Source organism: Corallococcus sp. CA049B (assembly GCF_003611685.1).
Lineage (GTDB): Bacteria > Myxococcota > Myxococcia > Myxococcales > Myxococcaceae > Corallococcus > Corallococcus coralloides.
In genome coordinates, this window is the sequence record NZ_RAWC01000004.1 from 48,157 (window position 1) to 70,033 (window position 21,877).

19 protein-coding genes are annotated in these 21,877 nt (G+C 70.6%); 4 read left to right on the forward strand and 15 right to left on the reverse strand.

Features of this window, described 5'->3' with window-relative positions; all coding sequences use genetic code 11:
• The first annotated feature begins 9 nt into the window (after positions 1-9).
• On the forward strand, positions 10-3,558 hold the full coding sequence (locus D7W82_RS42260) for a serine/threonine-protein kinase (RefSeq protein WP_120616668.1): 3,549 nt from the start codon (positions 10-12) through the stop codon (positions 3,556-3,558).
• Between the two features lie 98 nt (positions 3,559-3,656).
• Here D7W82_RS42260 and D7W82_RS01665 read toward each other — a convergent pair whose 3' ends face one another.
• The 3 genes from D7W82_RS01665 to D7W82_RS01675 all read right to left on the reverse strand — a co-directional run bounded on the left by D7W82_RS01665 (position 3,657) and on the right by D7W82_RS01675 (position 6,194).
• Entirely contained in the window at positions 3,657-4,034 is a 378-nt protein-coding gene (locus D7W82_RS01665; protein WP_233587237.1) for a hypothetical protein, read from the reverse strand.
• Positions 4,035-4,163: 129 nt separating this feature from the next.
• Positions 4,164-4,544 carry a hypothetical protein gene (locus D7W82_RS01670; RefSeq protein WP_233587238.1) on the reverse strand — a complete coding sequence of 127 codons (381 nt, stop codon included), beginning with the start codon at positions 4,542-4,544 and terminating at the stop codon, positions 4,164-4,166.
• A 6-nt stretch (positions 4,545-4,550) separates the two neighbouring features.
• Positions 4,551-6,194: a sigma 54-interacting transcriptional regulator gene (locus D7W82_RS01675; protein WP_120616628.1), complete on the reverse strand. Its 1,644-nt coding sequence runs from the start codon at positions 6,192-6,194 to the stop codon at positions 4,551-4,553.
• Positions 6,195-6,384: 190 nt separating this feature from the next.
• Here D7W82_RS01675 and D7W82_RS01680 point away from each other — a divergent pair, with 190 nt between their 5' ends.
• Positions 6,385-7,098: an HAD family phosphatase gene (locus D7W82_RS01680; RefSeq protein ID WP_120616629.1), complete on the forward strand. Its 714-nt coding sequence runs from the start codon at positions 6,385-6,387 to the stop codon at positions 7,096-7,098.
• On the opposite strand, the gene D7W82_RS01685 is transcribed toward D7W82_RS01680, so the two are convergent.
• From D7W82_RS01685 to D7W82_RS01700, 4 genes are all read right to left on the reverse strand, one after another.
• The gene (locus D7W82_RS01685) at positions 7,070-7,822 is read right to left on the reverse strand and encodes a hypothetical protein (protein ID WP_233587239.1); all 753 of its coding nucleotides are present in this window, start codon (positions 7,820-7,822) and stop codon (positions 7,070-7,072) included. The genes D7W82_RS01680 and D7W82_RS01685 overlap by 29 nt on opposite strands.
• A gap of 41 nt (positions 7,823-7,863) precedes the next feature.
• Positions 7,864-11,025 carry a TonB-dependent receptor domain-containing protein gene (locus D7W82_RS01690; RefSeq protein ID WP_370450921.1) on the reverse strand — a complete coding sequence of 1,054 codons (3,162 nt, stop codon included), beginning with the start codon at positions 11,023-11,025 and terminating at the stop codon, positions 7,864-7,866.
• A gap of 170 nt (positions 11,026-11,195) precedes the next feature.
• Positions 11,196-11,777: a hypothetical protein gene (locus tag D7W82_RS41210; protein WP_233587240.1), complete on the reverse strand. Its 582-nt coding sequence runs from the start codon at positions 11,775-11,777 to the stop codon at positions 11,196-11,198.
• Positions 11,774-12,253 (reverse strand): hypothetical protein, encoded by a 480-nt coding sequence (locus tag D7W82_RS01700; protein WP_147439174.1) that lies wholly within the window; start codon positions 12,251-12,253, stop codon positions 11,774-11,776. Before D7W82_RS01700 ends, D7W82_RS41210 begins: the two co-directional genes overlap by 4 nt.
• A gap of 114 nt (positions 12,254-12,367) precedes the next feature.
• Here D7W82_RS01700 and D7W82_RS01705 point away from each other — a divergent pair, with 114 nt between their 5' ends.
• Positions 12,368-12,877, forward strand: coding sequence for a hypothetical protein (locus D7W82_RS01705; RefSeq protein ID WP_120616633.1), 510 nt, complete (start codon positions 12,368-12,370; stop codon positions 12,875-12,877).
• Here D7W82_RS01705 and D7W82_RS01710 read toward each other — a convergent pair.
• The 7 genes from D7W82_RS01710 to D7W82_RS01740 are packed head-to-tail and all read right to left on the reverse strand — an operon-like array spanning position 12,874 to position 19,656.
• On the reverse strand, positions 12,874-13,599 hold the full coding sequence (locus tag D7W82_RS01710) for an SDR family oxidoreductase (RefSeq protein ID WP_233587241.1): 726 nt from the start codon (positions 13,597-13,599) through the stop codon (positions 12,874-12,876). The genes D7W82_RS01705 and D7W82_RS01710 overlap by 4 nt on opposite strands.
• A complete protein-coding gene (locus D7W82_RS01715) occupies positions 13,589-14,968 on the reverse strand; it encodes an NAD(P)/FAD-dependent oxidoreductase (protein WP_120616635.1) in 1,380 nt (459 codons plus the stop codon). The genes D7W82_RS01710 and D7W82_RS01715 overlap by 11 nt, the downstream gene beginning before the upstream one ends.
• Positions 14,955-16,232 carry a kynureninase gene (gene kynU / locus D7W82_RS01720; protein ID WP_120616636.1) on the reverse strand — a complete coding sequence of 426 codons (1,278 nt, stop codon included), beginning with the start codon at positions 16,230-16,232 and terminating at the stop codon, positions 14,955-14,957. The genes D7W82_RS01715 and kynU overlap by 14 nt, the downstream gene beginning before the upstream one ends.
• A complete protein-coding gene (locus D7W82_RS01725) occupies positions 16,229-17,245 on the reverse strand; it encodes an amidohydrolase family protein (protein ID WP_120616637.1) in 1,017 nt (338 codons plus the stop codon). The genes kynU and D7W82_RS01725 overlap by 4 nt, the downstream gene beginning before the upstream one ends.
• Entirely contained in the window at positions 17,242-17,766 is a 525-nt protein-coding gene (nbaC, locus tag D7W82_RS01730; protein WP_120616638.1) for a 3-hydroxyanthranilate 3,4-dioxygenase, read from the reverse strand. Before nbaC ends, D7W82_RS01725 begins: the two co-directional genes overlap by 4 nt.
• Position 17,767: 1 nt before the next feature.
• Positions 17,768-18,196: a RidA family protein gene (locus D7W82_RS01735; RefSeq protein WP_120616639.1), complete on the reverse strand. Its 429-nt coding sequence runs from the start codon at positions 18,194-18,196 to the stop codon at positions 17,768-17,770.
• 17 nt (positions 18,197-18,213) lie between these two features.
• Positions 18,214-19,656, reverse strand: a complete 1,443-nt coding sequence (locus D7W82_RS01740; RefSeq protein WP_120616640.1) for an aldehyde dehydrogenase — start codon at positions 19,654-19,656, stop codon at positions 18,214-18,216.
• 184 nt (positions 19,657-19,840) lie between these two features.
• On the opposite strand from D7W82_RS01740, the gene D7W82_RS01745 reads away from it, so the two are divergent.
• A complete protein-coding gene (locus D7W82_RS01745; RefSeq protein WP_120616641.1) occupies positions 19,841-20,629 on the forward strand; it encodes a 2-keto-4-pentenoate hydratase in 789 nt (262 codons plus the stop codon).
• Between the two features lie 3 nt (positions 20,630-20,632).
• Here D7W82_RS01745 and D7W82_RS01750 read toward each other — a convergent pair whose 3' ends face one another.
• Positions 20,633-21,778 carry a bestrophin family protein gene (locus D7W82_RS01750; protein WP_120616642.1) on the reverse strand — a complete coding sequence of 382 codons (1,146 nt, stop codon included), beginning with the start codon at positions 21,776-21,778 and terminating at the stop codon, positions 20,633-20,635.
• Positions 21,779-21,877: the final 99 nt, after the last annotated feature.

A 21,877-nucleotide genomic window follows, 5' to 3' on the forward strand; every position in this document is an offset into this window, starting at 1 on the left:
GCTTCGTCCGTGCCCGGGGCAGGTCCGCAAGAGTCTTACGAGGAGGAGGTCCTGCTCGCGCTGGACGAGGGGCTGCTGTCCTCCGAGGAGGCGGCCGCCCTGCGCGAGGAGGCCCTCCGCCTGCACCGCGGGCCCCTGGAGCTGTTGAAGGACCGGGGCCGGCTGACGGAGGACACCCTGGACCTCTTGCGGCAGGACCTGGCTCGCGGCTGCACGGACCGGGGGGAAGTCCCCATCCAGGAGGCCGCCACGCTGGGCACGGCGATTCCGTCCTCGCTGGCCGTGGAGGGCGTGCCCTCCTTTCCGGTGCCCGGCTGGGACCGCTACGAACCCGTGCGCTTCCTGGGGCAGGGCGGCATGGGGCAGGTGTTCCTGGCCTATGACCCGCTGCTGCGCCGCAACGTGGCCCTCAAGTTCGTGCGGGACGGGGACCCGGAGCTGGCCCGCCGCTTCCTGTCGGAGGCCCGCGCCCAGGCCCGCGTGCGCCACGAGCGCGTGTGCGAGGTCTACGAAGTGGGCGAGGTGCGCGGGCACGCCTTCATCGCCATGCGCTACGTGGAGGGCCCGTCGCTGGGGCAGCTCTCCCACTCGCTCACGCTGGAGCAGCGCGTCTGGGTGCTGTGCCAGGCCGCGGAGGGCGTGCACGCCGCGCACCGCGTGGGGCTGGTCCACCGCGACCTGAAGCCCGGCAACATCCTGGTGGAGCGCACGGAGGACGGAGGCTTCAACCCCTTCGTGATGGACTTTGGCCTGGCGCGGGACTGGCGAGAGGACAGCACCACCCCGAACGCGGTGCTGGGCACGCCGCACTACATGCCGCCCGAGCAGGCCCGCGGCGAGGGCCACCGCCTGGACCGCCGCGCGGACGTCTACGCGCTGGGCGCGACATTATATGCGCTGCTCACCGGGCAGCCTCCCTTCACCGGCGGCACGGAGAAGGAGGTGCTCGCGAAGCTCCAGGCGGAGCCGCCGCCGCGTCCGCGCGCGCTGGAGCCGGACATCCCGGAGGACCTGGAGGCCGTCGTCCTCAAGTGCCTGGAGAAGGAGCGGCCGCTCCGCTACGACTCCGTGCGCTCCTTCACGGACGACCTGGAGCGCTTCCTGGCCGGCGAGCCGGTGAGGGCCCGCCACGGCGCGCGCTACTGGCTGGGCAAGAAGGTCCGCAAGCACCGCGCGGCGCTGGCGCTGGGCGGCACGGTGGTGGCGGTGGTGGCCGGCGCGCTCACGCAGGCTCGGCTCGCGCGCGGCGAGGTGGCTGAACGCGAGCGGCTGGCCCGCGCCTTCACCGAGCGCGTGGAGCGCATCGAGTCCTCGGCGCGCTACTCCGCCCTGTCGCGCCTGCACGACACGCGCAAGGACCGCGAGGCCTTGCGCGCGAGCATGGCCGCGCTGGAGCAGGAGATTTCCCGCGCGGGCGCGCAGGCGGTGGGCCCCGGTGAGTACGCGCTGGGCCGCGCCCTGTTCGCGCTGGACGACCTGGACGGCGCGCGCGCGAAGCTGGAGTCCGCGTGGGCGCACGGCTACCGCGAGCCGCGCGTGGCGTGGGCGCTGGCGCAGACGCTGGGCCACCTGTACCGCGAGCAGCTGCTGCTGGACGTGGAGCGCCGCGCCCCCGCGCAGCGAGAGGCCCGGCTCAAGGAGCTGAACGGGCGCTACCGCGACCCGGCGCTCGCGTACCTGCGCCAGGCGGAAGGGCCGGATGTCCCCGCGCCGCCGTCGTTCGTGAAGGCCCTGTTCGCCTTCTACGAGGACCGGCCGGAGGACGCGCTGGCGCTGCTGGACGCGCCGGGCATGGCGTCGCCGTGGTTCTACGAGGCGCCGCTCTTGCGTGGCGACATCCTGCTCGCGCGGGCCACGCGGCGCTGGAGCGGCGGGGACCGCGCGGGTTCGCAGGCGGACCTGGCGCTGAGCCGCGAGGCATATACCGCCGCCGTCGCCACGGCGGAGAGTCAGCCCGGGGTGCACTCGGTGCTGGGGCGGCTGGAGCTGGCCGCGCTGGTGATGGAGCTGTACGGCGAGGGCAACGTGCTGCCGCACTACGAGCGAGGCCTGGAGGCGCTGTCGCACGCGCTCGCCGCGGCTCCGGACCATGCCCGCTCGCTGGTGCTGGTGGCGCGCTTCCACCGCCGGCTCGCGCAGCATCGCGCGAACCAGGGCGGCGAAGGCGTGGCTCCGCTGCTGGAGAAGTCCCTGGCCGCGCTGCGCACCGCGGAGTCCGTGGCCACGCCGAGCGACCGCATCCCGCTGGAGCGGGCCCTCACGCATCGCCAGTGGGCGCGCCACCAGCAGCTGCACGGGGAGGACCCGCGCGGACAGCTGCAGCTCGCGATTGCCTCCTTCGAACAGCTGCGTCCGGAGGACCGCGACTTCGCGTTCCACGACAACCTGGGCCTGACCTGGCAGGGACAGGCGGACGCGGAGGCCGCGCGCGGCGGGGACCCGCTGCCGCTGTTGGACAAGGCCATCGCCGGGTACCAGGCGGCGCTCCAGCTGAGCGAGCAGCAGCCGTTGTCGTGGATCAACCTGGGCGTCGCGTACCGCAAGCGGGCGGGCGCCCCGGGTGCGCCGGACGCGACGGGCGACCTGCGCCGCGCGAACAGCGCGCTCACGCGGGCCCTGTCCCTCAACCCGGACAACTTCGTCGCGTGCTTCAACGGCGCGGAGGTGGCGGAGCAGCTCGCGCGAGCCCGCTACCTGAAGGGCGAGGACGTCAGCGTGGACCTGGAGCGCGCCCTGACGCTGTACCGGCAGGGGCTGGCGCTCAACGCGAAGCCGCCCGCGCTCCACAACGCGCTGGGCTCCGCGGTGTTCTGGCAGGCGGAGCTGCGGGCAGAGGAGGGCGGCGACACGAAGGCGCTGCTCGACGAAGCGAAGGCGTCGTTCGAGAAGGCCCGCGCCCTGGCGCCCACGCAAGGCTTCGCCTTCAACAACCTGGGCGAGTGGGAGGTCTTCCGCGCGGAGCTCCAGCTCGCGAAGGGCGAGGACCCGAGCGTCGCGCTGCGCGCCGCGGTGGAGGACTACACGGAGGCGCTGAAGCGGCTGCCGGACGACGCGGACCTGCTGGCGAACCTGGGCAAGGCCTGGGTGCGCCGCGCGGCGTGGACGCTGTCACAGGCGCGAGACCCGGCGGCGGACCTGACGAAGGCGGAGGCGGCGCTGGACCGGGCGCGCGCGCAGAACCCGCGCCTGGGCAATGCCTGGCGCTATCTGGCGGAGGCCTCCGGCGTCCGGGCGCGTTGGATGGCGCGGGGCCACGGCGCGGCGGAGGGCGAGTTCACGCGCGCGGCGCAGGCCTTCGAGCAGGCGATGCAGCTCGACCCCAGGCTGGAGTACCGGCTCGCGGCGGCGGAGCTCCACGGCGCGTGGGCGCGGTGGCGCATCCGTGAAGGGCAGGACGCGGCGGCCGGGCTGACGCGGGGACTGGCGCTGGCCGACGCGGTGGTGACGGCCCGTCCCCGGTGGGCCCATGCGCGCGAGGTGCGGGAGGGGCTGCTGGCCCTCCGCGCGGGAGCGCGTGTCCCGAGCCCGGAGAGCGTGGCTGACGTCCCCACGCCCTGAGGGCGCTACCGGCGGAGCCTGGGAGGGTTCACGGCCGCGACACGGGACAGGGCCCCGGACGCGTCAATGGCACGGTCCGGGGCTGACGTGTCCGTCGGTCAGACGGTCTCCGGCGGGTCGTTGTTCACGTCGATGCCGCCGTTCTTCCGGTCCAGGTCGAGCGGCGGACCGACCTTGTCCGCGCTCCGGGGGCTCGACCCATCGTCGATGACGGCGTCGAATTCGTAGACCCGCTTCGGCGCCGTCATGGAGACGGTCAGCGGGGAGGTCGCCAGCGCGTGGAGCCCTCCGAGCTCGTACGGGTACGGATTCGTGGCGGAGACGGTGAGGCAGTTCCCGTGGGGGAACGTGATGGTGGCGGTGTAGGAGACAGGGTAGCTGCCCATCGAGAAGACAACCGTGTCGCCGTGTTTCACTTCCGGGCCGGGGTCGTAGCTGATGGGAACCGTGGAGAGGTCGACTGTGATGGTGGCCATAGGTCCGCATAGCATTGCAGCCCCTGTACCAACATGCATGTCTTGAAGCTGCGCCCGGATGTTTCACGGCCGCGCCTTCCCGGACGCGTCAATGACACGTCCGGGGCCGGGAGCTGACGTGTCCGGCGCCTACCGGAGCAGCTCCTTCGGCGGGTCGTTGTTCACGTCGATGCCGCCGTTCTTCCGGTCCCACTCGTGGCCCTTGCGGGCCAGGGACTCCTGCCCGCTGTTGAAGTCCACGTCGAAGGTATAGACCCCGCGCGCCGCCGTCAGGGCGACGGTCAGGGGCGCGGTCGCCATCGTGGGGCCCCCGAGCGTGTACGGGCCAGACGTGGTGAGGCAGGTGCCGTTGGGGAACGTGATGGTGGCGGTGGCGCTGAGCGCATTGCCCAACGTGAAGACCACCGTGTCGCCGTGCTTCACCTCGGGGCTGGGGTTGTAGGTGACAGGGGTCGTGGAGACGTCGATGGTGATGGTGGGCATGGTGCCCGCCGCCATTGCAGACGCCATACCAGCTCAGTTCGCGTCCAATCCCAGCTCACGCACCCGGCGATGGAGCGCGCGGCGGGAGACCTCCAGCTTCTGCACCATGCGGTCCAGGTCGCCCTCGCACTCATGGAAGCAGCGGGTGATCTCCTCCGGGCTCAGGTCGCGCGCGGTCCGCAGGAGCGAGCTCTTGTCGATGAGCACGTACACGGAGGAGCGCGGGATGCCCAGCCAGTCCGCCGTGGCCTTCAAGTCCCACGCGCAGGCGCGCAGGGCCTCCAGCACCTCCTGCTCGCTCACCTCCGACGGCTTGCGCCGCGCGGGTGCGCGCGTCGCCGAAGGCACGGGCGTGTCCTCCGAGGCAGGGGCGGGCGCGTGCTCGCCCAGGGGGTGCCCGGGGATGGGCAGCGCGTCGGCGTCCAGCGACTGCTCCAGCCGCGCATCCACGCGCAGCCCGGGCAGGCCCCGGCTCCCAATCACGAGCTGCCGCGCGACATTGCGAAGCTGGCGCACGTTGCCGGGCCACGCGGAGCGCACCAGCCGCGCGGCGAGCGCCGCGGGAATCCACGGCTCCGCCCTCGCGTCCGAGGAGCTCAGCCGCCCCGCCTCGCCCGTGGACTCCAGCTCCTGGCGCGCGAAGTGGAGGAACAGCGTCGCGATGTCCTCGCGGCGCTCGCGCAGCGGGGGCACGGTGATTTCGAAGCCCGCCAGCCGGTGCAGCAGCGGGGCCTTGAAGTGGCCGTCGTGGATGCGCGCCTCCAGGTCCGCGTCCGTGGCGGTGACGAGCCGCACGTCCACGCGCACCGGGGTCTGCGCGCCCACGGGATAGACCTCCTGCGTCTCCAGCACGCGCAGCAGCGCCGCCTGGACCTCCGGAGGGGCCTCCGCCACTTCATCCAGGAAGAGCGTGCCGCCGTGGGCGGCGCGGAAGAAGCCCTCCCGGTCGCGCGCGGCGCCGGTGAACGCACCCCGCACGGCGCCGAACAGCTCCGCGGCGATGAGGTCCTTCGCCAGGGCGCCCAGGTTGACGCTGACGAAGGGGCCCGCGCGGCGAGGGCTCCGCGCATGGAGCGCTCTGGCCACCAGCTCCTTGCCCGTGCCCGTCTCGCCCCGCACCAGCACGGGGACCTGGAGGTCGGCCACGCGCAGCACGTCCTCGCGCACGCGGACGATGCCCTCGCTGTCGCCCACCATGCCCAGCCCCGCCAGCTCCGCCTGGGCACCCGCGCCGCGCACGGTGGCCTGGTGCAGCAGCAGCGCCACGCGCCCGGCGAGCACCAGCGGCACGCCCGCCACCAGCGCCTCCTTGGGGAACTCCCGCCCGCCGCGCACCGGCTCGCTGCCCACCCACACCGGCGTCCCGCCCTCCGGCACCCGCAGCCGCACGCTCCCGTCCGTCCCCGCCTCGAAGCGCACGGGGGTCCGGCTGAGGAAGGGGTCCCCCAGGGGCAGCGCCAGCACCGCGCCCGGACGGCTGAAGTCCGGCGCGTTGCGGGACAGCGCCACCGCGCGCTCTCCGGACAGCAGCCCGTCCAGCAGCAGCCGCTCCCCGATGCGCTGGGGCTGGGCGTGGCCAATGAGCGTCAACGCCGGCATCACCTGGGCGGCCTGTGACGGCGTGCCCTGGGTGCGGACGGCGGTGGTGGAGAAATCCGTGGGGTTCTTGGGCGGCATGGACGTCCCCGGCAGCCTACAACGGGCTGGCTGCCCCGGGGCCTGGCAGGCGGCGTTCTCTGGGAACCGTCCCCACGGCTGCTCGCACGGTGGGCATTGGCGGTAGGGGCGGAGGCCACGCCCGCGCCCCATCCGATGAATAGGTTTGTGACGCGTCCCGTGTGGATTTTCGAGAGAGAGCGCGACCTCCATGACTCCATCGACCTCGAACATCACCGCCTTCGGCGCCGTCCTCTTCGACCTGGATGGCGTGGTCATCGACACGACCGAGCTGCACTACCGTGTCTGGGAGGAGTTCGCCCGCGAGCGGGGCTACGTGCCCACGCGCGAGCAGCTGCTCGCCACCAACGGCCGGCGGGCCGGGGAGACGCTGCGCGCATGGTTCGGCGCGGAGCTGGATGACGAGCAGGTGGCCGTGCTCACCGACGACCGGGAGCGGGCCTTCCACCGGCTGCTCGACCACGAGCCGGTGTCGCCCGTCCCGGGCGTGGGCGCCTACCTGATGTCCCTCAAGCAGGCGGGCGTGCCCTGGGCCCTGGGCACGAGCGCCCTGGCCCAGAACGCGGAGCGGGCCCTGGAGCGCGTGGGGCTGGAGCACCTGTTCCCCGTGCGGGTGACGTCCACGGACGTGTCACGGGGCAAGCCGGATCCCGAGGTGTACCTCAAGGCCTCCGCCGCGCTGGGCGTCGCGCCGCACGCGTGCGTGGTGTTCGAGGACGCGGTGGCGGGGCTGAGGGCCGCGCGGGCGGCGGGCGCGGCGTGTGTCGCCGTCGCCACGTCGTTCCCGCGCGAGGTCCTGGTGCGTGAGCAGCCGGACTGGCTGGTGAAGGACTTCCGGGACCTGCCGCAGGCGCTGCGTCCCGGAAGCCACGGCCTCACGGCGCCGACGGCACCTCACCCGTGAGCACGCAGATGAGCGCGTCCGGGTCGCACTTCACGGGGAACAGCGGGTTGATGCCGGAGCCGCGCAGCCGCCCCGCGTCGTAGTCCGCGTACGGGTCGCACAGCGTGTCGTCCGGCAGCTTCGTCTTGCTGTTCTGGCACTTCACCACCGGCCAGATGCCCTTGACGGTGTACTCGGCGCTGCAGCCGTTCTCCGCGTAGACCAGGTCCGCGGTGAACTGCGTGCCCGGAATCTCCGGCGTGTTGTAGATGCGCAGGTTGCTCCACGCGTAGCCGTAGTCCTGCGCGGGCAGCGCGCCGCCGTCCGGCGCCGTGGACGCGGGCACCTCCAGCCGCGTGGGCGTCAGCGTCGGCACGGAGCAGAAGTGGTCCGCCCCCGGCGTCGCGGAGGCGAACGGGCCCACCGCGGTGGCGGACGCCTTCGAGTCCTCGCTCAGCCGGGACGCGAAGTCCTCCAGCAGCTTGCCCAGCCGCGCGCTGCGCACGCCCACGGTGTCGGGCGCGGCCGGGTCTTCACTGAAGAACTTCTGCAGCCCCAGCGGCTCCGGCTTGAGCCGCGCGCAGACGGTGTCCGGGTTCTGCCCGGGCTTGAGCTGATACGTCGCGGCGAACGAGCCGGTGGAGCCGTCCGACACGGCGCGAGCCACGACGCACTCGGGCTCCGGTTCACTGCCGCAAGCACCCACGGCGACGGCCGCCGCCGCGAGCCCTGCACTCACTGCCATCCAACGAAGCTTCATCGTGGGAGTCCTCATGGCTTCAAGGCCTAGAAGCTGAGCTTCGCGCCCAGGCGGATGGAGCGCGGGGCCTGGTAGGCGGTGGGCCGCTTGAAGTTGGGGTTGATGTCCGCCTCGCCAATGGGCTGGTTCGTGGCGGTGGAGATGACCTTGCAGTTCGGGTTGCCGGCGGTGAGGCAGGCGGTGAGGTCGTCCGGCTTGCCGCCCTGCTCGATGGCGTACACGCGCGTGGTGGTGAAGGTCTGGTCCACGTCCGTGTACTGCTGGAAGTTGAAGAGGTTGAACACGTCCAGGGACACCGTGAGGACGTAGTCCTTCACCAGCCGCTGGTTGAGGCCCAGGTGCCCGTCCACGCCGTGCACCCAGGGCAGCCGGCCCGCGCTGCCGCGCGGCAGGATGAACGTCTCCGAGCCGCTGCGGCGCGGGTGCGCGCCCAGGTAGTTGAGCGGCGTGCCGGAGCGCGCCCGGTAGTTGCCGCCCACGTTGATGCTGGTGCGAGGCCCCAGCACCAGCTCCTTCGCGGCGAACACCTTGAAGGAATGCGTGCGGTCCCCGGGCAGCTGGCCCTCGCGGTTGACGGTGAGCGACACCAGGTCGAAGTCGCGCGTGAGGTTGGGGGACAGCTGGCCGGTGTCCGCGCGGAACAGGCCGGAGTAGTTCCCGCGCAGGTTGGCCCAGGTGTAGCTGGCCTGGGCCAGCCACCCGTTGGTGAAGGCGCGCTGGAAGTAGAGGTTCACCGCGTCGTACTCGCGCCGGGCCAGCGGGAAGTCCGTGGAGTAGCCCTTGCCCGGGTTGCCCAGGAAGAAGGTGCTGCCGTCGTCGCGGCTCATGTCCTCGATGACGTCATTGAGGTAGCGCCGGGTGTACGTGGCGCCCAGGCGGCTCGCGGCGAAGAGCTCGTACTCACCGCCCACCACGAACTCGTCCGCGGACTGCGCGCGAATCTGGGGGTCCACCGGCACGCGGTCGCCGCCCTGCGCGTCCCACAGCTGGTTGGGGCTCTCGCGGTTGCCAATGGGCTGGCGGTTGGCGTTCTGGGTGCAGTCCCCGAGCAGCGAATCCTCACGGGAGGGCACGCACGGGGGCGAGTCGTAGGTGGCGGAGAGCAGCTGCTGCTGCGGGAAGGACAGGTCCGCCATGTCCAGGGGGACGTTCTCGAAGAAGCGCGCGTAGTTGGCGAAGAGCTTGGCGCGGCCACTCTGCGTCGGGTCGTAGATGACGCCCAGGCGCGGGGACCACTGGTTGGGCAGGTGCAGGCCCACCTCGCCGTCCAGGCCGTAGATGGTCTGCACGTCGTAGCGCAGGCCCACGTTGACGGTGACCTTGTCCATGACGGACCAGCTGTCCTGGAGGAAGCCGCCCACGGTGGTGGACGTGGAGGTGCCCTCCTTGCTGGGCAGGAACACCGGCAGGTCCGGGCCCGCCAGGTAGCCGTACTGGTTGAGGCTGAAGAAGCAGTCGCCGCCGGTGCACTCCTGCCAGGGCGTGCCGCCGGTGCGCGCGCGGTTGTTGTAGAAGCTCATCCGCTCGATGTCCGCGCCCGCCTTGAGGATGTGGTGGCCCAGGGCCTCCAGCAGGTACGTGCCCATCACCTTGCCCTGCACGCGGTCCAGGCGCTGGACGCTGATGGTGCCGGGGCCGCCGGTGGAGTAGGCCGTCACGGGGCAGCGCAGCCGCTGCTCCTCGGGCGTGGTGCCGCAGGCGCCGGCGGGGATCTGCTCGAACTCGTTGATGGTGTGGTAGCCGGGGTTGCGGGTGCGGCGCCAGGCGATGTTGGACTTCGCGGACAGGCCCTCGCCGGAGCCCAGGTCGGAGCCGTCCGACGGGAGGATGGAGTCCGCCTGGTGGTGCCAGCCGAGCGTCGCGTCCACGAGCAGCTTCTTGTCGAAGAAGGACGACGCCTGCTTCGCGACGATGTCCATGGCGCTGTTGCTGCGCCGGGTGGCGATGGATTCATAAGCGCCCTGCACGAAGCCGGTGCACGACAGGCTGGTGCACACCTCCGGCTCGCCGTCGTCGCTGAAGGCGTACTTGCCGCTGCCGCCGGAGGAGCGCGGCGTGCCGAACACGGACACGGACAGGCTGTGGTCCGGGTTGAAGTTGTAGGTGAGCTTGCCCAGGTACTGCACGCTGCGCTCGTCGGCGAAGCGGCTGGATTGGGTGCCTTCGATGGGGGTCACCTGGGAGAAGCCGGTGGTGGGGTCCTTGCGGCGCGCGCCCACGGCGGCGCAGCCGTTCTCCGGGTCCACCTCCGAGCACAGCTCGTAGCTGCTGAGCTGGCGGTCCACCTGGATGCGATTGAAGGACGGCGCGACGCCCACGTAGAACCAGAGCTTGTCCTTGAGGAGGGGGCCGCCCAGGTCGAAGCCGAAGTCGCCCAGGTTGTGGGCGCTGCCCTGCGCGGAGATGACGCTGCCCTCGCGCAGGACCTCCTTGCCGGACCGCTGGAGCGCGCCGGGCGCGTAGTTGGCGAACACGGAGCCGTGGAACTCGTTGGAGCCGGACTTGGTGACGACGTTGAGCACTCCGCCGGTGGAGCGGCCGTACTCCGGCATGTAGCCGCCGGTGATGATGTTGACCTCCTTCACGAACTCCACGGACAGGGGCGTGCCCAGCGTGCCCACGCCGGGGTCGTTCACGGACAGGCCGTCCACGACGTACTGGCTCTCAGGGGACGAGCTGCCGCTGATGCTCACCCCGTAGCGGTCCTCGGTGGCGCCGGGGGCGAGCTCCGCCAGGCCTTCAAAGGAGCGGGACGCGGAGCCCTTGGTGCCGGGGCGGATGACGGCGATGTTGCGGATGAAGTCCTGGTCCACGGTGACGCCCGCGGCGCTGGAGCCCACGTCCAGGGTGGGCGGGGAGCCGACGACCTCGATGTCGGAGCTCAGGTTGTCCGGCGCCAGCTCCGCGTTGAAGCGGATGGTGCGGTCGATTCGCAGCAGGATGCCGTCGCGGGCATAGGGCTGATAGCCCTGGGCCTCGAAGCGCAGCGTGTACGTGCCCGGCGGAAGCTGGGGGATGCGGTACAGGCCGCTCTTGTCGGTGAGGACCGTGCGCTCGCCCTGAAGCTGGGGCGAGGTGGCGGTGACCACGACGTCCACCAGGGGCTTCTTGTCGAGCGCGTTCGCCAGGGTCCCGGTGATGACCGAGTTGCCCTGGGCCCACGCCCCGGCTCCCCACAACACGACCATGAGCCACAGCCCACGGATGAAACGGATTCGTCTGGACACGTCTGCGCCCCTCCCGGCGAAGGCGGCGAACTTTGTCGCAAAACGTGAGAAATCCACCAGCTCAAATCAAAAAGACTTTGCCGGCAGAGTGGAAAATATCTGGCCCGCTGCGTCAGGTCCGGGGAGGGGGTTCAGAGGATGTTCCCGGGCTCGGAGGTGAAGAGCGCGTGGAAGAGCGTGGTCTCCGGCGGCTTCATGAGGTTGACGTGGAGCGGAACGGGCGTCTGCGCGACTTCGAGGGGGAGCGCCGTCGCGCCGTATTCGGCCTCGATGTGCCGGGCGACCGTGTCCGCGATGCCTTGCAGCTCCAGCGGGACGGGGCCGAGGAAGACCTTCGACTCCATGAGGTGCTTCCCAAGGAAGACCCGGCGAACGCAGTGCACGGTGTAGAGGGGAGCCAGGATGCTGAGGTACCCGGCGACGGTCCAGCGCGTCTGTGGACGCATCCTGTCCTGCTCCTGATGCGGGTAGACCAGCACGCAGAAGCTGGGGTTCGCCAGGCCCGGCGCGTAGTCCCAGGCATCGCAACTGGGAAGCGCTTCTCGAAGCGTCTTCACGAAGGCTCCCCAGCGGGGCCTCTCCACATTCTTCTCCTCCCAGAGGGCTTCGTAGCGAAGGTCCTCGGGGCTGGGTTCCTGACGGAAGACATAGGCCTGGTCGGAGCCCCAGTAGAGCCCCGCGATCGCGAGCAATTCATCGGCGGAAGGCGTCATGGCTTCCTGGGCTTGGATTTGAAGGTGAGCGTCGCCGGATGACACTGTTGCCTGACCCGTGAGCCGACAACGGTCGCGTCGAGCGCGGTCTTGAGGGTGTTCCTGAACTCCTCACATGCAAGACCGAGGGCTGTTACCGGGGTGGTTGAACTGAACACGGTCTGGGCCGCCAGATTGGCGCAGTTCGCCGCGATGCGCTGGGCCAGTTCCACCGGGATCGGCTCCGAGCCTTCGACCTGGAGGGGCATTCCAATTCCCAAGGAGCATCGGAAGACCTCTCCCGTGTCACGCCGTAGCGGAACATGGACACAGGCCTCTCTCCAGCCTCCGGGCCCTGGCTCTGTCTGTTCAACGACCGTGACGAACCGGAAGTTCCGGGGCTGGAGGCTCCCCTCCACCACGGTTCCACTGCCCGTCGCGCAGCCCGTGAGCAGCCACGCCAGTCCCAGGCATACCGCCCGCTTCGTCGCGTCCATGGCCTTCCCCCGGAAGGCCACCGACGTCACTTCGGAATCCTCTCAATGCTCCATCGTCTCAGGGGGCGGGCTGTCCGCTGAGCGACGCGGCTGAGTCGGCATATAAACGCCCTGATGACTTCACGCCTCGCGCTCTTCGCGGCCCTGTGCCTCGGCTCCCTTCTCTTCGGTCTGTCGATGCTGGCGACGGCGTTTCGCGGCGTCGCCGCGCTGCCGGTGACGCTGGTATTGGGCCTGAGCCTGCTGGCCCTCGTCATCGTCACCTTGCGCTTGGCGCCACGCTGGCGGAATGAGGGCGCCTTCACGCTCTCCGGCAGGGCCTGGCGGTGGCTGTCGTTGGCGGGGGCGCTGCTCTCGGGGCTCGGCGCGACGGCCTTCGTCCTCGACAAGCTCGCGCTGCCACTGCCGTTCGGCGAGTGCTTGGGCTCGAGCTGCGAGGTGTCGTACGCGCTCACGCCGCTCGTGTTCGTGTCCAGCTTCCTCGGCGGATGGCTCCTGTCCGCGGCGCTGCTGGGCGCCTACGGACTGCTGCGAGCCATCTCATCGGCCGCGGTGTGGGCCGTGGGCGTGTCCTTGGGGACTGGCGCGGGCCTGCTCTACCTGATTGTGCACATGGGACCCTAGAAGCCCTTCAGCGCTCCACCGTCGCAGGCGATGGACTGGCCGCTGATGTACGCGGCTGGCTCCGACGCCAGGAATGTCACCAGCGCCGCGAACTCCTCAGGCCTCCCCAGCCGCCGTGCGGGGATGTTCGGCGCCACCTTCTCGTCGGACAGGCCCAGGTCCTTCATCCGGTCCGTCGCGTGGTAGCCCGGCAGCGCCGCGTTCACCGTGATGCCATACGGCGCCACTTCATTGCTCAGGCTCTTCACCAGCCCCAGCAACCCCGCGCGCAGGCCGTTGGACACCGTGAGGTTGCTCATCGCCTCGCGCGCCGCCGTGGACGTCACCAGCACGATGCGGCCCCAGCCCTGGGCCTTCATTCCCGGCAGCGCTTCTTGAATCGCATCCACCGTGGCCAGCCACAGGCTCTGGAACCCTGTCTGCCATTGCTCCACCGTGATGGACTCGAAGCCTCCGGACGGCGGGCCTCCCGCGTTCACCACCAGCACGTCCAGGCCGCCCAGCTTCTGCGTCACCTCGCGCACCAGCCCGCGCGCGGCCCCGGGCTGCGTCAAGTCACACGGCACCGCGAGCGCCGCGCCCAGTTCCTTCGCCGCCTTCTGGAGCTTCTCCCCGCCGCGCGAGGACACCGCCACCGTCGCGCGCTCCTTCACCAGCGTGTCCGCGATGGCGCGCCCCAGCCCTGACGACGCGCCCGTCACCAGCGCCCGCCTACCCTTCAAGCCGAAATCCATCCGCGTGCTCCTCCATGAAAGGGGTCAGCCGGCCGCGAATCAGCTTCGCCGCCAGGTCCAGGTCCACGTCGTCCGGCCGCTTCAAGCCCTTCGCCAGCTCCGACACGATGCCGCCCGCGATGGCGCCCACGCCGTACGCCAGCCGGTAGGGCACCCGGCTGAAGCTCACCAGCGTGTAGCGGCTGACGAACTCGCCCGGGAACGCGTTGAGCAGCACCTTCTCCACGCCCTTCTCCAACAGGAAGCGCGGATCCGCCGTGCTGTCGCGCATCTCGATGAAGTTCTCCACCGCCATGTCCGCGATGGCGTCCGCGTTCGTCTTGCGCAGCCGCTCGAACTCACTGAACGCCGCCGCCCAGTCCGTCTGCTTCGACAACAGCGCGTCCAGCACCACGCAGTCCTCGAAGCCGCAGTTCATCCCCTGGCCGTAGAACGGCACGATGGCGTGCGCCGCGTCTCCCAGGAGCAGCGTGCTTCCTCCCGCGTGCCACGGCGCGCACTTCACCGTCACCATCTGCCCGGTGGGCCGGGAGAAGAACTCCTCCACCAGCCCCGGAATCATCGCCTTCGCGTCCGGGAACTGTTCCTGGAAGAACGCCTCCAGCGCGGCGGGCGTCTGGAGCGAGGCGAAGCTCACCGGCCCCTCCCACGGCAGGAACAGGGTGCACGTGAAGCTGCCGTCTTCATTCGGCAGCGCGATGAGCATGTACGTGCCGCGCGGCCAGATGTGCAGCGCGTGCTTCTCCATCTGGAAGCGCCCGCCCTCGCCCGGCGGAATCGTCAGCTCCTTGTAGCCATGCCCCAGCGTCTGTGAGTCCGCCTGCGCTTGCAGCGCCTGCCGCACCGCCGAACCCGAGCCGTCCGTGCCGAACACCACCGCGTCGCGCACCTCGCGCGTCACGCCCGTGGCTTCATCCAGCACCGTGAGCGCCCCCGCCGCCGGATCCGCCTGCGTCACCCGCTGACGGAAGCGGATGGACACGCGGCCCGTGGCTTCCGCCTGCGTCATCAGGAACGTGTTCAGCCAGCCGCGCGAAATGGAATTGATGTGCTGCGAGTCATCCTTCCCATACGGCTGGAAGGCCAGCTCGCCCTTCACCGGGTGGATGACCCGCCCGCGCATGGGGATGGCGTGCTTCAGCGCCTCCTCCTCCAGGCCCACCTGCCGCAAGGCGTGCAGGCCGCGCGTGGAGATGGCCAGGTTGATGGAGCGCCCCGCGTCCAGCGTCTCGCGGCGCATGTCCGCCCGGCGCTCCAGCACCTCCACCGTGTGACCCCGGCGGGCCAGGTACAGCGAGAGCAGCGACCCCACCAGGCCCGCTCCCACCACCGTCAGCTTCGACTCATTCGAGGGCATGGGCCTCCAGCGCCTTCACGAAGCGGAAGACGTCCAGGTACGTGTTGTAGAGGGGCGTGGGCGCGGCGCGGATGATGTCCGGCTCGCGGAAGTCGCAGATGATGCCGGCCGCGGACAGCCGCTGGAGCAGCCGCTTCGGCTCGCCCTTGAAGCGCAGGGACAGCTGCGCCCCGCGCTGCTTCAGGTCCCGCGGCGTGGTGATGGAGACGTAGCCCGCGGGCAGCCGGTCCAGCAGGAACTCCATGTAGCCCGTCAGCTGGTCGCTCTTCTGGCGCAGGGCCGCCATCGTCGCCCTGTCGAACAGCTCCAGCGACGAACGCAGCGCCGCCAACTGGAAGATGGGCGGGTTGGACAGCTGCCACCCCTCCGCGCCCGGCAGCGGGTCGAAGGTGGGGCCCATCTCGAAGCGCGTGGCCTTGTTGTGTCCCCACCAGCCCTCGAAGCGCGGCAGCTGGGGTGAATGCGCGTGGCGCTCGTGCACGAACACGCCGCCCAGGCTGCCCGGCCCGCCGTTGAGGTACTTGTACGAACACCACACCGCGAAGTCCGGCCCGTCGTCGTGCAGCGACAGCTTCAGGTTGCCCGCCGCGTGCGCCAGGTCGAAGCCCACCTTGCAGCCCTGCGCGTGCGCCACGCGCGTAATCTCGCGCAGGTCGAACGCCTGTCCGGTGAGGTAGTTCACGCTGCCCAGCATCACCAGCGCGAGCTCCTTCCCGTGCCGCTCGATGGCCTCCAGGATGTCCTCGGAGCGCAGCGTGTCCTCGCCCTCGCGGGGCATCAGCCGGACGATGGCCTCCTTCGGGTCGTAGCCGTGGAAGCGCGCCTGCGACGCCACCGCGTATTGGTCCGACGGGAAGGCGCCGCCTTCAATCAGGATTTTGAAGCGCTCCCGCGTGGGCCGGTAGAACGACACCATCATCAGGTGCAGGTTCACCGACAGGGTGTTCATCACCACGACCTCAATGGGCTGCGCGCCCACCACCCGCGCCACCATGTCGGTGAGCTGCTCGTGGTAGGGCAGCCACGGGTGGCGGCCGTGCACGTGGCCCTCCACGCCCAGCCGCTCCCAGTCCTCCATCTCCATCTGCACGTACTTGCGCGCCTTGCGCGGCTGTAGCCCCAGCGAATTGCCCGCCAGGTAGATGGTCGGCGCGCCGGAGGGGGCCGGAGGGAAGAGGAACTCGTCGCGCAGGGGCCTCAGCGGATCCGCTGCGTCCAGGCCGTAGGCGAACACATCGGTGTTCTCGTAGACAGGGGCCGTCATGGTGCGAAGTCCTCGTGCGAGCGCCCCAGCCACTCCAGGGCATTGCGGGAGAGCAGCCGCTCGCGCACGGAAGGCGCCAGGTCCGTCAGCGACTCGATGAGCGTGCCGGGCCGCTCCTCGCCCAGCGGGAAGGGGTAGTCACTGCCCAGCGCCACCTTGTCCGCGCCGAACAGCTTCACGATGGAGCGCAGCGTCTCCGCGTCGTGCACCAGCGAGTCCACCCAGAACCTCCCCAGGTAATCGCGCGGCGCGACGGGGTTGTCCACGGCCACCAGGTCCGGGCGCACTTCGAAGCCGTGCTGGATGCGGCCCAGCGTGCCCGGGAACGCGCCGCCGCCGTGCGCGAACGCAATCCGCAGCTTCGGCAGCCGCTCCATCACCCCGCCGAAGATGAGCGAGCAGATGGCCAGCGACACCTCCGCCGGCATCCCCACCAGCCACGGCAGCCAGTACTTCGTCATCTTCGCCTCACCCATCATGTCCCACGGGTGCACGAAGACGGCCGCGCCCAGGTCGCTCGCCGCCTGGAAGAAGGGGAAGAGGGCCGGGTCGGACAGGTTCAAGTCATTGACGTGGCTGCCAATCTGCACGCCCGCGAACCCGAGCGTGCGCACGCAGCGCTCCAATTCCTTGACCGCCAGGTCGGTGGATTGGAGCGGCACCGTGCCCAGGCCCACGAAGCGCCTGGGCGCCGTCGCCACCGCGCCTGCCAGGTGGTCGTTGAGGAAGCGCGCCACCTCCAGGCCGTCCTGCGGCTTCGCCCAATAGCTGAACAGCACCGGCACCGTGGACAGCACCTGCACCTGGACGCCGTGCGCGTCGCACTCGGTGACGCGCTGCTTCGGGTCCCAGCAGTTGCTCTCAATCTCGCGGAAGAACTTCCCGTCGTCCCGCAGCATCCGCGCGCGGCAGGGCGCGTGGTGGTCCAGCGTGATGAAGCCGCCGTAGCCGAAGCGCTCGGCGAAGCGGGGGAACTCCGCGGGGAGGAGGTGCGTGTGGATGTCGACCTTCACTTGGGCGCACCACCCCGCGTCACCTTCGTTCCGCACTTCTTGCATGTGCAGTGGTCGGGGTTGCCGTAGAAGTGCTCGAACACCGGCGGCAGCTGCGTCACCAGGTTGGTGACGTGCAGCGACTCCTCATAGAGCTTCTCGCCGCACTTCGGGCACAGCCACAGGAAGGAATCCAATTCCTGCGGCTGGCGGCGGCGCTCCAGCACCAGCCCGATGGTGCCCGCGGGCCGCTGCGGCGAGTGCGGCACCTTGGGCGGCAGGAGGAAGATTTCGCCCTCGCGGATGGGGATGTCCTGCACCTGCCCGTCGTCAATCACGCGCAGGGTGATGTCGCCCTCCAGCTGGTAGAAGAACTCCTCGCCCTCGTTGACGTGGAAGTCCGTGCGCGAGTTGGGCCCGCCCACCACCGTGACCATGAAGTCCCGGTCCGCCCACACCTGCTGGTTGCCCACGGGCGGCTTGAGCAGGGGGCGGTGCTCGTCGATCCACTTCTTGAAGTTGATGGGAGTCAGTCGGCCCATGTCACTCGTCTCCAATGGTGGCGATGCACTTGAGTTCAATCGCGATGGGCGTGGGCAGCGCGTTGATTTCCAGCGTGGTGCGGCACGGCGGGTTGTCCTTGAAGTACTCCGCCCACAGCCGGTTGTACGTGGGGAAGTCCCGCTTCATGTCCGTGAGGTACACCGTCACGTCCACCAGCCGCTCCCACGACGAGCCCGCGTCCTCCAAGATGTAGCGCACGTTGCGGAACACGGAGTGGACTTGCGTCTCGATGTCGTACGAGACGATGTTCCCCGCCGCGTCCAGCTCCACGCCTGGAATGGCCTTGCTGCCGCGCTCGCGCGGGCCCACGCCGGAGAGGAACAACAAGTTCCCCACACGGCGCGCGTGGGGGTAGAGCCCCACCGGCTCCGGGGCCTTCTTCGAATCGATCCGCTCGCCAGCGCTCACGTGTCGCTCTCCAAAGCTCAAAGCTTGATGCAGACGTTCTTGGGCTCGGTGAAGAAGCGCAGCGCGTCCCAGCCGCCCTCGCGGCCCACGCCGGACTCCTTCACCCCGCCAAACGGCGTGCGCAGGTCGCGCAGCATCCAGGTGTTCACCCAGACGATGCCGCTGTGCAGCCGGGACGCGAACCGGTGCGCGCGCGCCAGGTCCTTCGTCCACACGCTGCCGGCCAGCCCGTAGCGCGTGGAGTTGGCCCACGACAGCACCTCCTCCTCGTCGTCGAAGGGCATGAGGGTGGCCACCGGGCCGAAGATCTCCTCCTGGTTCGTGCGGCACGTGGGCGCCAGGCCCTCCACCAGCGTGGGCTCGATGAACCAGCCGTTCGCGCAGCGGCCGGGCACGCTCGCGCGCTGGCCGCCGGTGAGGAGGTGGCCGCCCTCCTGCTTCGCGAGCGCGATGTAGCCCATCACCTTCTCGAAGTGCTCGTGCGACACCAGCGCGCCCTGGTCCGTGCCGTCCACCAGCGGGTCGCCCACCTTGAGGGCCCGGGTGCGCGCGACCAGCGCCTCCTTGAAGCGCGGATACAGCGAGCGCTGCACGAAGATGCGCGGGCCGCACAGGCAGATCTGCCCCTGGTTGGCGAACGACGAGCGCAGCGTGGTGGCCAGCGCCTCGTCGAAGTCGCAGTCCGCGAAGATGACGTTGGGGTTCTTGCCGCCCATCTCCAGGGACAGCTTCTTGAACGCGGGCGCGGCCACGCGGGCGATCTCCGCGCCCGTGCGCGTGCTGCCGGTGAAGGAGATGGCGCTGACGTCCGGGTGGCGCGTGAGCGGCCCGCCGACGTGAGGCCCCAGGCCGTGCACCAGGTTGAGCACGCCCGGCGGCAGCCCCGCGTCGCGGCACACCTGCGACAGGAGGAAGGCCGTCATCGGCGTCACCTCCGACGGCTTGGCCACCACGCAGTTGCCGGCCGCCAGCGCGGGGGCGATCTTCCACGTGAGCAGGTACAGCGGCAGGTTCCACGGCGAGATGCAGCCCACCACGCCCAGCGGCGAGCGCAGCGTGTAGTTGAGCGCCACGCCGTCCATGGGGTGCGCTTCGCTTGCGAACTGCGTCGCCGCGTCCGCGAAGAACTCGAAGTTGAGCACGCTGCGCGGGATGTCCACCGTGCGGGCCACCGACAGCGGCTTGCCCGTGTCGATGGACTCCGCCCGAGCGAAGGCGTCCAGGCGTTCGTGGATGAGCCCCGCGATGCGGCGCAGGTGCCGCGAGCGCTCCATCGCCGGCAGGGCGGCCCACGCGGGGAAGGCCCGGCCCGCGGCCTCCACGGCGGACTGCACGTCCACCTCGCGTGAATCCGGCACGTGCGCATAGAGCTGGCCCGTCGCGGGCTCCGGCTTGTCCAGCCACTGGCCGCCCTCCGCGGGCACCAGCTCACCACCGATGTAGTTGAGGACCTTCTCCAAGGCGCGCCCTCCTCAGGGAGACGCGGCAATGTATGTCGCGGCCGTCCGCCGCCTCCAGGATTCCGAACAGTCGGCGTCGGATGGCGCTCGCTTGCGCGGCCGTCTGTCTCCCAGCGTCTCCGGGACCCGCTCCCCAGGTGAATCCTTGGTGGAATTGCGGGCCGGGCATGGAAAAGATTCGCGCATGAGCTCGACTGTGGATGTAGCAGCCCTGGCTGGAATCCTGGACGCGGCGCGGCGCGAGCGGCGAGAGGTGCCGCCCCTGTCGCACGCGCACCCGACCCTGACCGTGCCGGACGGCTACGCGGTGCAGGCGGAGGGCATCCGGCTGCGCGAGGCGCAGGGCGAGCGGGTGGTGGGCCTGAAGATGGGCTTCACGTCGGAGGCGAAGCGCCAGCAGATGAACCTGGGCTCGCCCATCTTCGGCGTGCTCACGGACCGGATGCGCGTGCAGCCGGGCGGCGTGGTCAGCGTGGGCGCGGGCATCCACCCGCGCATCGAGCCCGAAATCGCCTTCCGCACCTCGAAGGAGCTCAAGGGCACCGTGACGCGGGATGAGGTGCTGGACGCGTGCGACGCCGTCTTCGCGGCCATGGAGGTCCTGGACTCGCGCTTCGTGGGCTTCAAGTACTTCAGCCTGCCGGACGTGGTGGCGGACAACGCGTCGTCGTCGCTGTTCGTGCCGGGCACCCTGGAGCGCGCCCCGCGCGAGCTGGACCTGACGAAGCTCCAGATGCGCATGGAGGTGAACGGCAAGGTGGAGGGCGAGGCGCGCTCGGACGCCATCTCTGGCGACCCGGTGGTGTCCCTCATCCAGCTGTGCGCGCTGCTCGCGGAGCGCGGCCAGGTGCTGCCCGCGGGGAGCCTGGTGCTGTCCGGCGCGGCCACCGCCGCGTACCTGATGAAGCCCGGCGACCACGTGCGCCTGACCGTGGACGGGCTGGGCACGGTGGAGGTCACCGCGGGGGAGTAGGCCTCAGTACAGCAGGCCGTCCTTCGGCTGGAGCGGCGGAGGCAGCTCGGCTTCGCCCAGCATCTGCCGCAGGTTGATCTCGATGGTGCGGCACAGCGCCGTCATGGGCGTGTCGCTGACGGCGTCCTCGAAGGGGTTCTCCACGTCGCGGCCCACCGCGTCCAGGGCGATGAAGAGGAACGCGATGATGGCGGTGACGAGCGGCGTGAGCACGCCCAGGTCCGCGACGACGCCCAGGGGCAGCATGGCCAGGTAGGCGCGCACCATGGCGTGCGGGAGGATGTCGTACTGGCGGGGCAGGGGCGTGTTCTTGATGCGCTCGCACGCGCCCAGGTAGTTGGTGAGCTCCGTGAGCGTCTCGTCCATCGACACGCGCATGTAGACCTTCTCCGGGTGCTCGATGTCGCTGTAGATGCGGCGCATGCGCGTGCCCATCCACAAGAGGATGGCGGCGGGCACGTTCTGCTCCACGCGCAGCGCCTCCAGCACGGACGGCCGGAAGAACGGGGTGATTTCCGGGAAGGGGTCCTGTCGCCGCAGGTGGCAGCGCAGCGCGTTCACGAAGCCTATCTGCGCGTAGACGAGCTCGCGCGCGTCCTCGGTGATGCCCTCGAACATGCTGGTGATGCCCCGGGGGGTCTCCACGCCCGGGTGGAGGAACGTGGCCAGGTTCGCGCGGGGCGCGCTCGGGCCGCGCAGGTCGCGCGCGTGGCCGAACTGGTCGCGCACCGCGCCGTCGCCCACCTTGGACCAGGCGGGCGCCAGCGCGGGCCCCTCCGGCTGCACGGCCACCTGGACCAGGCGGGAGGCGGCGGAGGGCGTCTCCGGGGTGCCGTCGCTGCGCTGGGCGCGGGGCGCGGGCAGGAAGGTCAGCACCTGCCGGGCGAGTGTCCGCGACGCGTTCACCAGCCCGCCCCAGATGGTGCGCGCCTCCCACCAGCGCTCGTAGGCGGAGTTGTTGCGGAAGCCGAGCAGCACGCCCAGCGCCGCGGCCAGCAGCGTCACCGGCAGCGCCGGCACCGACAGCCACCTGGCGTCCAGCGCCTCGTAGCCCAGGGAGATGGCCAGCGCGAGGGCGATGTGGACGACGACAGGGCGCCCCGTGTAGCGAAGGATGATCCGCCAGGACAGCATCCGACCGACGATCATCTCGCGGGGCTCCCCTGCATCGCATGTGCTGCGTGAGGAGCTGGATGTAGTGATGCCCCCGAGGCGCGGCAATGCGCCGCGTCACCATCGCGCCCTCCG